The organism is Neptunicoccus sediminis (assembly GCF_001719615.1).
Lineage (GTDB): Bacteria > Pseudomonadota > Alphaproteobacteria > Rhodobacterales > Rhodobacteraceae > Amylibacter > Amylibacter sediminis.
Window position 1 is genome coordinate 306,616 of record NZ_MDVX01000008.1, and the last position, 9,403, is coordinate 316,018.

A 9,403-nucleotide genomic window follows, 5' to 3' on the forward strand; every position below is an offset into this window, starting at 1 on the left:
TTCCTTTGTGTCTAGCCTTGAAAACTTACCACCATTTATCGGCCTTGGAAACAAAACCTGCGGATTGCTCCAGTGCATAAGCGGTGTTCAGCATATCCGCTTCTTCCCACGGCTTTCCGATCAATTGCAGGCCAAGCGGCAGCCCTTGGGAATCAAGTCCGGTCGGCACAGAGACCCCGGGCAATCCGGCAAGGTTAACCGTCACGGTGAATACATCGTTAAGATACATTTTCACCGGATCCGCATCCGCCATTTCCCCCAGACCGAAGGCCGCAGAAGGTGTCGCAGGAGTCAGGATCGCGTCCACGCCGCTGGCATAGACATCTTCAAAATCTTTCTTGATTAGCGTGCGCACCCGCTGGGCGCGGCGGTAATAGGCGTCATAGAAACCTGCGGACAGCACATAAGCCCCGATCATCACGCGGCGCTGCACCTCGGGGCCGAAACCTTCGGCGCGGGTGCGGGCGTACATCTCGTGAATGCCTTCGCCTTTTTGCAGTTTGGCGCGGTGGCCATAGCGCACCCCGTCATACCGGGCGAGGTTTGATGACGCTTCGGCGGGGGCCAGTACGTAATAAGCCGGAAGCGCGTATTTGGTGTGCGGCAGCGACACATCGACGATCTCGGCTCCCGCATCCCGCAGCATATCCGCTCCGTCCGCCCAAAGCTTTTCGATCTCGGCAGGCATCCCGTCCAGACGGTATTCCTTGGGCAGACCGATCTTGCGGCCGCGAATATCCCCCGTCAGCGCAGCCTCAAAATCCGGCACGGCCATATCCGCGCTGGTGCTGTCTTTGGCGTCATGTCCGGCGATGGCATTCAGGAAAATCGCACTGTCGCGCACGGTTTTCGTCATCGGCCCAGCCTGATCCAAAGAGGAGGCAAAGGCGATGATGCCCCAGCGGGACACACGGCCATAGGTGGGCTTCACGCCGACAATGCCGGTAAAGGCGGCGGGTTGACGGATCGAACCACCTGTGTCGGTGCCGGTCGCCGCAAGACACAGATCGCCGGAAACCGCAGCCGCAGACCCGCCGGAAGACCCGCCCGGTGTCAGCGCCGCATCGGACCCCTGACGCCGCCACGGGTTGACCGCCGCGCCATATGCGCTGGTTTCATTGGAAGAGCCCATAGCGAATTCGTCCATGTTCAGCTTGCCCAGCATTACTGCACCGGAGTCCCACAGCTTGGTGGTCACGGTGCTTTCGTATTCCGGTTTGAACCCTGCCAGAATATTAGAGGCTGCCTGACTTTCCACACCTTTGGTGCAAAACAGATCCTTGATGCCGAGCGGGATTCCGCACAGATCCGGTGCATCTCCCTGCCCCAGCCGCGCATCGGCGGCTTTAGCCTGTTCCAGTGCCATTTCCGGCGTCTTCACAGAATAGGCCTTCAGCGCATCAGACCCCGCAACAGCGGCGTTACAGGCTTCGGTCAGTTCAACGGCAGAGATTTCCTTGCTGCGCAGCTTGTCGCGTGCGTCCGCAATGGTCAGGGTGTTCAATCCGCTCATGTCTTACTCCACAACCTTTGGCACTGCGAAAAAGCCTTCCCGCGCATCCGGCGCATTGGCCAGAATTTTATCCTGCTGATCCCCGTCCGTTACCACATCCGCGCGGCGTTTCAGACGCATTGGCGTGACTGAGGTCATCGGCTCTACACCGTCAACGTCCACTTCGTTTAATTGTTCCATAAAGCCGAGGATTCCGTTCAACTCTCCGGCCAGCGCTTCAAGCTGGTCTTCGGGGACTTCGATACGGGCCAGATGCGCCACTTTGCGCGCGGTGTCTTTATCAATGGACATTGGGGTCATCCACTTTCTGTGTCACGGATATTTCAGGGCGAACCTTTATCCCCGCACAAGGATCAAGACAACCCGTCAATCCATAGGACACAGGTTCTTTGCACCTTATGCCTTATAATAGTGCTGGCAGCGCGGCCGCTAGCCCCGCCGACCGGCAAAAAACCCCCGCAGCAGGGCAGCAGAGGCGGTTTCCTGCAATCCGTCATAAATGTCGGGGCTGTGGTGGCATTGGGGGTGGTCAAAGATGCGCGGACCCTGCGCCACGCCGCCGGATTTCGGGTCTGCCGCACCGTAGTAAAGCCGTGCAATCCGCGCGTTGGAAATCGCCGCTGCGCACATGGGACAGGGTTCCAGCGTCACATAAAGGTCCGCACCGACCAGACGCTCCGATGACAGGGCGCTGCAGGCTGCGCGGATCACCAGCATCTCTGCATGGGCGGTGGGGTCGTTCAGTTCCCGCGTGCGGTTGCCGGCTTGGGCAAGAACCCTGCCCTCTTGCACCAGCACTGCGCCAACGGGCACCTCGCCGCGCGTTGCGGCGGCCTGCGCCTCTTTCAGCGCCACATCCATATAAGACGTAAACTCCATTCCCCTGCCATAGCGTGGCGGGTTCCCTTGGACAAGCACGCCGATCCGCCCTATAGCGGGGCCATGAGCAATGAAATCACAGCCGAAGGCGAGCGTATCGCCAAATTCCTGTCCCGCGCAGGCGTCGCCTCCCGTCGGGAAATCGAACGGATGATCGAGGCCGGTCGCATCACCCTCAACGGTGAGCCGCTGACCACGCCCGCGATCAAAGTTACGGAAAAGGACCGGATTACGGTGGACGGCAAGCCTGTGGCCGAAAAAGAGCCGCCGCGTCTGTGGCTCTATAACAAGCCTGCCGGACTGGTGACATCGGCGCGGGACGAAAAAGGCCGCCGGACGGTGTTCGACGACCTGCCCGAATCGCTGCCCCGTGTGATGTCTGTGGGGCGGCTCGATCTGAACTCTGAAGGTCTGTTGCTGCTGACCAACGACGGCGAGATCAAACGCAAGCTTGAACTGCCCTCGACAGGGTGGGTGCGCAAATACCGTGTGCGGGTCAAAGGGGTGCCAACGCCCGACCTGCTTGAACCGCTGCGCAAAGGGGTCACGGTGGACGGCGAACGCTTTCAGCCGATGGAAATCAACATCGACAAACAGCAAGGCGCCAATGCGTGGCTGACGATGGCCCTGCGTGAAGGCCGCAACCGCGAGATCCGCCGTGCAGTGGAAACAGTGGGGCTGGTGGTGAACCGGCTGATCCGCATTTCCTATGGTCCGTTCCAGCTTAAGACATTGGGCACCGGCGAAGTCGAAGAGGTTCGCGCCAAAGTAATGCGCGACCAGTTGGGGATGGAACCGCCGGAAACCTTTGCCAAGAAGAAAGACACGCGGCGCGTGTCGCGCAACGTGAAATCCGGTGTGAAATCCGGCGTCAAGTCGGGCGCGAAATCCGGCCCTAAATCGGATGCCAGATCAGATACCGGCGCGAAACAAGGCGCAGGCAAACCCTCCGGCCCGCGACAGACTGCTGCTAAATCCGGACCTGCCAATTCAGGCGGGCCGAGAACAGGCAACAAGGCTGCGCCACGCAAACCGCGACGTTGAACGGTAATTAAGCCGGGCATCACTACTGCGCTTCGGCTGCCTGCCTATGGCCTGCATCCGTTTACGCGGTGGTTGCCCTACTCTCCGACAGAAATATTTCCGGCCATTTGCCGGCCATCCACGCCATCTACCATTTCAAATTCAATTGGCTGGTTGTTTTCCAGAGTTTGCAACCCAGACGCCTGAACCTGCGAAATATGTACAAAAATGTCCTTACCGCCACCTTCGGGTTCAATAAACCCGTAGCCTTTGTCGGCGTTGAACCATTTGACCATGCCTTTGGCCATTGCTTTATTCCCTTCACATTCACCCGCAACACTTTGCTGCGGTTTTCCCGCACCGCCTGTGAAAGGCGCGTTTGAACATAAATTGCAGCCCGAATGCGCGATTTCGTGACGCTACGTCATATCAGCTTAGCCCAAGCTGCGATTCCTGCAAAACATAAAAGTACGGGCGATTTCAGGCGGTTAAAGCAGCTATTCGCAGGATGCGCCCCAATTCGCCCGTTCCGCCTTGCAAAATCGGGCTGGTAAAATTTTCGGGGAACCAACTCTCAAGTAGATCGTTATAGTGAAAATGCGCGTTTACTTGTTCTAACAGGATGAGGTGCGTTAAATGCGAAATAAAACAACTTATCTTTAGGGGACATACCGCCATGGCAGAACTGCTGACCTTCGAGAATCTGGCCAATCTGGGGGTTTTGATCTTCCTTCAGGCCGTGCTGGGATTTGACAATCTTCTCTATATCTCGATCGAAAGCCAGCGCGCCCCGAAAGAAAACCAGAAATCCGTACGGTTCTGGGGGATCATTATTGCGGTGGTGCTGCGGATTTTCCTGCTGTTCACAATGATCCGTCTGATCGACGCCCTGAAAGACCCGTTTTACATATTCGACTTCCCCGGCATTCTGACTGGCGGCGTCAATTTCTCGACCGTGGTGTTTGTCTTTGGCGGCGTGTTCATCATGTATACGGCATTCAAAGAGATCACCCATATGTTGTCGGTCCACCAACTGGGGCATGATGCGGATAAGAAGGACGCCAAATCCGCCCGTCAGGTGGTTTTGCTGATCGTGATGATGAACCTGATCTTCAGCTTTGACTCTATCCTGTCGGCACTGGCGATTACAGATGTCTTCCCAGTGCTTGCTATTGCGATTCTCAGCTCCGGTCTGGCTATGCTGCTGCTGGCCGACGGGGTGACAACCTTTTTGCAAAAGAACCGGATGTATGAAGTTCTCGGCCTGTTTATCCTGCTGATCGTTGGTGTTGTCCTGCTGGGCGAGGCTGGTCCGGCTGCGGCCCATGCGATGCATGACGATGATCTGCAAATCCGCGTGTTTGGCTATGCGTTGTTGCCAATGTCCAAGACAACCTTCTATTTCTCGGTTGTTGTTCTTGTTTTGGTTGAAATCGTGCAAACAGGATACCAGCGCAAACTGGCCGCAGAACGTCAGAGGGGCGAACATTAACGCGCGCTTTGATGCGGCACAGCCGCGCCAATTTAACAGAAAACGGGGGCAGGTTTCCGCCGACGCGCCGATCCTGCCCCGGGTATCACACGGAAAATCAACGCAAAAGCCTAGTAACCACAGCCCTGCGACCGTATATTAACCCTATAAAGACGTGAGCGGGACCAAGACCGTATTAACGGGGGAAAGATGTCTGCACCAACCTTGCAGTGGCTATCATATATCGTACTTTGTTTCGCGATCCTGACGGTCTCCCTTGGCAGCTTGGGAAGCCTGTCCTGATGGCGCAGAAATTCGGTGGCGCCCACAGCCCCGCAGGACATGCGGACGATACCGCGCCTGCAGCCCAAAACTCGAACAAATTTCGCGGCCGTAAGGTTCACAAATCGGACATGCGGTCCAAACTGCTGTTTGCGCTGCCGTTGCCGCTGCTGTTCTCGGGCATTGGTGAGATGCGCGCGCAAAATGCCGGTGGTATGCTGGCGGAATTTGGTGCTTTGGCGGTTCTCTTGCTGGCGGCATGGCTGCTGCGGGATGGTCTGCGGGCGCAGCAAGCCTATGACAGCCGCAAGATTGCCCGCCCCCCAGCCATTCCCCGCAAAATGTTTGCCAGTGCGCTGACCGGCCTTGGTGTGTTTATCGCCGCCGCCTTTGGCATGAAGGCCGGCATCCCCGCCGCGATAGCCTATGCCGCGATTGCCACAGGGGCCCATACTTTCAGCTTTGGCATTGATCCGCTGCGCAAGAAAGGCATGGCGGGCCTGTCCGATTTTGAAACCGAACGGGTGGCCAAAGCGGTGGACAAAGCCGAGACCCTGTTGACCGAAATGGTTGCTGCGGCACGCCGGATCGGGGATCGGGGGATAGAACGGCGGGTGGATGCGCTGGCCGCTTCGGTGCGCGACATGTTCCGCACTGTCGAAGACGACCCCCGCGACCTGTCAGGTGCGCGCAAGTTCCTTGGCGTTTATTTACGCGGCGCACGGGACGCGACCCTCAAATATGCAGATCTCGCCAGCAAAACCAGCGATGCAGAGGCAAAGGCAAAATATGAATCCTTGCTTAGCGATCTGGAAGCCAGCTTCAATACCCAACGTGAAACGATGATGTTGGACAACCGCACCGATCTTGATGTGGAAATCGAAGTTCTGCGCGACCGACTGAAACAAGAAGGCCTGAAGGCCAGTTAACAGGAGACCCCCCTATGTCCAACATCCGCGATAAGGCAGAAAGCTCGTTGAAAGATGTGGAAGAAGTCAACGCCGTGGTCCTGCCCGAACCCAGCAACGAGCTGATCGTGGTGTCTGATGTCACGCCGGACATGCAGAAATCCATCAAATCGCGGATGGAAGAAATCAACATGGACAACACCCAGTCCATCATTGAATTCGGCTCCAAGGCGCAGGCGGAATTGCAGGAAATCAGTCAGGAGATGCTGTCGGGCGTGCGCAACAAGGATGTCGGCCCTGCAGGTGAATCCCTGCGCAATATGGTGTCCTCCATCCGCGGTTTCTCTATCGACGAGCTGAACCCCAACCGCAAACTGTCGTGGTGGGAAAAGCTGCTGGGCCGCGCCGCCCCTGTTGCAAAATTCATGGCGAAATACGAGGATGTTCAGGCCCAGATCGACAAGATCACGGATGAACTTCTCGACCACGAACATGTGCTGCTGAAAGATATCAAGTCCCTCGACAAACTCTATGGCAAAACGCTCGCCTTTTATGACGAACTGGCGCTTTACATCGCAGCGGGTGAGGAAAAGCTGAAGGAACTGGACGGTAGGATCATTCCGGCCAAGGAAAAAGAGGTTGAGAAAGCGTCAAAGGACAAGGGTGTCCTGCGGGCGCAGGAACTGCGGGACCTGCGATCGGCGCGGGATGATCTGGAACGTCGCGTTCACGATCTGAAACTGACCCGTCAGGTCACAATGCAGTCCCTGCCCTCTATCCGGCTGGTGCAGGAGAACGACAAATCTCTGGTGACAAAGATCAATTCGACACTGGTGAACACGGTGCCGCTTTGGGAAACGCAACTGGCGCAAGCAGTTACCATCCACCGCTCCCGCGAGGCTGCGGAAACCGTGCGGCAGGCCAATGATCTGACCAACGAATTGCTGGAAAGCAACGCCGCCAATCTGCAACAGGCCAACCGCGAGGTGCGCAAGCAGATGGAACGTGGCGTGTTTGACATTGAAAGCATCAAAAAGGCCAACCAGTATCTGATCGACACCATCGAGGAGAGCCTTACCATTGCCGATGAAGGCAAGGCGAAACGGGCCGAGGCGGAAAAGGAACTGGTCACTATGGAAGCAGAGCTGAAAAGCACCCTTGCAGCGGCCAAGGCGAAATCCACAGGAACCGGCGATACCATCGGCACCAGCACCGACAGATAGGCGCAGGACAGGGCAAGCCAATTAGATATGAAACTATCGCATTTTTTCCTTCTGGCCGCCCTTTTCGGGGCAGGGTGCGACGTGGCAACAGCCCCGCCGCCCCCCGAACCTGTGCACGCTCCGAAACCCAAACCCGCCGCGCCGGTGGTGTCTGAGGAAAGTAAACGTATCGCCGCCTATTACGCTTCTGTTCAGGCCAGTCTGCTGGCACAGGGCAAATTGCGGCAGGATTTCAACCCGTCGGACGCGCCCTTTAATGCGGACACGCTGGTGCGGAACTTTGAAAAAGTCGCGCTTTATGACGAATACACCAATCAGGAAGGCGTATTTGTCGAGGAACAGACTTCTTCCTATCTGCGCCGCTGGCAAAAACCCGTGCGGGTCGGGCTGCATTTTGGCAAGTCGGTCACACCGGAGCAACGGCGCGAAGACCGCAAGTTCGTCAGCGCCTATGCCGCCCGTCTGGCGGGCCTGACTGGGCTGAATATCCGGCTGACCAGCCTGAAAAATGCGAATTTCGTCATGCTGTTTCTCAACAGGGACGAACAAAAGGTCGAACCGGCAAAACTCGCCGCTGATGTGCCACAGCTTCTGCCCTCTATCGTGCGGGAAATCGAAACCAGCCCGCGCAATATTTTCTGCGTCGCCTATGCCCTGTCCAATGCGGATAACCCCACGGATTACTCCGGTGCGGTGATTCTGGTGAAGGCGGAACACAGCGACATCATGCGCAAATCCTGCATCGAAGAAGAAATGACCCAAGCGCTGGGTCTTGCCAATGACGATCCCACCGTGCGGCCCTCTATCTTTAACGATGACGAAGAATTCGCGCTGTTGACCCGCCACGATGAAATTTTGCTGAAAATGCTCTACGATCCCCGTCTGCGGGTTGGAATGACACCGGAACGGGCCCGCCCGCTGCTGCATTCCGTGGCCGAAGACGCCTTGAAACAAAGCCGTATTTAACAGGAGACTGAACGCATGGGTATTTTTGACTTTCTGACCGGCGAATTTATCGACGTCATTCACTGGACCGATGACACACGGGACACGATGGTCTGGCGGTTCGAGCGCGAGGGACACGAGATAAAATACGGTGCAAAACTGACCGTGCGCGAGGGTCAGGCGGCGGTGATGGTTCATGAAGGGCAACTGGCGGATGTGTTCCAGCCGGGGCTTTATATGCTTGAAACCAACAACATGCCGATCATGACCACCCTGCAATATTGGGATCACGGCTTTGAAAGCCCGTTCAAATCGGAAATCTACTTTATCAACACCACCCGTTTCACAGATCTGAAATGGGGCACGAAAAACCCGATCATCTGCCGCGACCCGGAATTTGGTCCGGTGCGGCTGCGCGCCTATGGCACCTATGAAATCAAAGTGGCCGATCCCGCGCGGTTCATGTCTGAAATCGTCGGCACCGACGGTGAATTTACTATGGACGAGATCAGCTACCAAATCCGCAACATTATCACTTCGGAATTTTCCGCAGCGATAGCCGGCTCCGGTATTCCGGTACTGGATATGGCGGCGAACACGCTGGATCTGGGCAGGCTGCTGGCCAAGAAAATCGCCCCTGCGCTGGCGGAATACGGACTGGAACTGCCCGGGCTATACATCGAAAACATCTCGCTTCCGCCAAAGGTGGAGGAGGCACTGGACAAACGCACCTCTATGGGGCTGGCGGGTGATCTGGACCAGTTCATGAAATACTCCGCCGCCGAAGCCATGAGCAATCCTTCCTCTGCTGCGGGCGGGTCAATGGCCGCTGGCATGGGCGCTGGAATGGGTATGGCGATGGCCCAGCAGATGCAGGCGCAACAGGCGGCAGCCGGACCTTGGGGCGCACGCCCTGCCCCGGCGTCCGCCCCCGCTGCACCTCCGCCCCCGCCGGTGGAAAAAGTCTGGCACACCGCGCGAAACGGGCAGACCGACGGACCGTTTTCCCGCGCTACGCTTGGCCGTATGGCCGCAGATGGCAGCCTGAGCCGCGACACCCACGTCTGGACCGCTGGACAGGACGGTTGGAAACGGGCTTCGGAGGTTATGGAACTGGCGCAACTGTTCACCGTGATGCCCCCGCCTCCGCCCCCCGCAG

Annotated in this window: 10 protein-coding genes; 6 read left to right on the forward strand and 4 right to left on the reverse strand. The window is 57.3% G+C overall.

Going from position 1 to position 9,403, the window contains the following annotated elements; all coding sequences use genetic code 11:
• Positions 1-25 precede the first annotated feature (25 nt).
• From gatA to BFV97_RS10310, 3 genes are all read right to left on the reverse strand, one after another.
• Positions 26-1,513 (reverse strand): Asp-tRNA(Asn)/Glu-tRNA(Gln) amidotransferase subunit GatA, encoded by a 1,488-nt coding sequence (gene gatA, locus BFV97_RS10300; RefSeq protein ID WP_069300263.1) that lies wholly within the window; start codon positions 1,511-1,513, stop codon positions 26-28.
• A 3-nt stretch (positions 1,514-1,516) separates the two neighbouring features.
• Positions 1,517-1,804 (reverse strand): Asp-tRNA(Asn)/Glu-tRNA(Gln) amidotransferase subunit GatC, encoded by a 288-nt coding sequence (gene gatC, locus BFV97_RS10305; RefSeq protein WP_069300264.1) that lies wholly within the window; start codon positions 1,802-1,804, stop codon positions 1,517-1,519.
• Between the two features lie 138 nt (positions 1,805-1,942).
• The gene (locus BFV97_RS10310; RefSeq protein ID WP_069300265.1) at positions 1,943-2,392 is read right to left on the reverse strand and encodes a nucleoside deaminase; all 450 of its coding nucleotides are present in this window, start codon (positions 2,390-2,392) and stop codon (positions 1,943-1,945) included.
• 63 nt (positions 2,393-2,455) lie between these two features.
• On the opposite strand from BFV97_RS10310, the gene BFV97_RS10315 reads away from it, so the two are divergent.
• Positions 2,456-3,436: a pseudouridine synthase gene (locus BFV97_RS10315; RefSeq protein WP_069300266.1), complete on the forward strand. Its 981-nt coding sequence runs from the start codon at positions 2,456-2,458 to the stop codon at positions 3,434-3,436.
• A 77-nt stretch (positions 3,437-3,513) separates the two neighbouring features.
• Here BFV97_RS10315 and BFV97_RS10320 read toward each other — a convergent pair whose 3' ends face one another.
• Complete coding sequence (locus BFV97_RS10320; RefSeq protein ID WP_069300267.1) at positions 3,514-3,723, reverse strand: cold-shock protein; 210 nt, start codon at positions 3,721-3,723, stop codon at positions 3,514-3,516.
• 368 nt (positions 3,724-4,091) lie between these two features.
• On the opposite strand from BFV97_RS10320, the gene BFV97_RS10325 reads away from it, so the two are divergent.
• The 5 genes from BFV97_RS10325 to BFV97_RS10345 all read left to right on the forward strand — a co-directional run.
• Entirely contained in the window at positions 4,092-4,907 is an 816-nt protein-coding gene (locus tag BFV97_RS10325) for a TerC family protein (protein ID WP_069300268.1), read from the forward strand.
• Between the two features lie 281 nt (positions 4,908-5,188).
• The gene (locus BFV97_RS10330) at positions 5,189-6,097 is read left to right on the forward strand and encodes a 5-bromo-4-chloroindolyl phosphate hydrolysis family protein (protein WP_069300269.1); all 909 of its coding nucleotides are present in this window, start codon (positions 5,189-5,191) and stop codon (positions 6,095-6,097) included.
• A 14-nt stretch (positions 6,098-6,111) separates the two neighbouring features.
• On the forward strand, positions 6,112-7,299 hold the full coding sequence (locus tag BFV97_RS10335) for a toxic anion resistance protein (protein ID WP_069300270.1): 1,188 nt from the start codon (positions 6,112-6,114) through the stop codon (positions 7,297-7,299).
• A gap of 27 nt (positions 7,300-7,326) precedes the next feature.
• Positions 7,327-8,265, forward strand: coding sequence for a DUF2927 domain-containing protein (locus tag BFV97_RS10340; RefSeq protein ID WP_069300271.1), 939 nt, complete (start codon positions 7,327-7,329; stop codon positions 8,263-8,265).
• A gap of 15 nt (positions 8,266-8,280) precedes the next feature.
• Positions 8,281-9,403, forward strand: a 1,123-nt coding sequence (locus tag BFV97_RS10345; RefSeq protein WP_069300272.1) for an SPFH domain-containing protein, incomplete at its 3' end; no start/stop codon positions are given.

What these genes read in the sequence shown, in the direction of transcription:
- gatA (WP_069300263.1), bottom strand. Translation starts at nt 1,513, where the DNA reads ATGAGCGGATTGAACACCCTGACCATTGCGGACGCACGCGACAAGCTG.
- gatC (WP_069300264.1), bottom strand. Translation starts at nt 1,804, where the DNA reads ATGTCCATTGATAAAGACACCGCGCGCAAAGTGGCGCATCTGGCCCGT.
- BFV97_RS10310 (WP_069300265.1), bottom strand. Translation starts at nt 2,392, where the DNA reads ATGGAGTTTACGTCTTATATGGATGTGGCGCTGAAAGAGGCGCAGGCC.
- BFV97_RS10315 (WP_069300266.1), top strand. Translation starts at nt 2,456, where the DNA reads ATGAGCAATGAAATCACAGCCGAAGGCGAGCGTATCGCCAAATTCCTG.
- BFV97_RS10320 (WP_069300267.1), bottom strand. Translation starts at nt 3,723, where the DNA reads ATGGCCAAAGGCATGGTCAAATGGTTCAACGCCGACAAAGGCTACGGG.
- BFV97_RS10325 (WP_069300268.1), top strand. Translation starts at nt 4,092, where the DNA reads ATGGCAGAACTGCTGACCTTCGAGAATCTGGCCAATCTGGGGGTTTTG.
- BFV97_RS10330 (WP_069300269.1), top strand. Translation starts at nt 5,189, where the DNA reads ATGGCGCAGAAATTCGGTGGCGCCCACAGCCCCGCAGGACATGCGGAC.
- BFV97_RS10335 (WP_069300270.1), top strand. Translation starts at nt 6,112, where the DNA reads ATGTCCAACATCCGCGATAAGGCAGAAAGCTCGTTGAAAGATGTGGAA.
- BFV97_RS10340 (WP_069300271.1), top strand. Translation starts at nt 7,327, where the DNA reads ATGAAACTATCGCATTTTTTCCTTCTGGCCGCCCTTTTCGGGGCAGGG.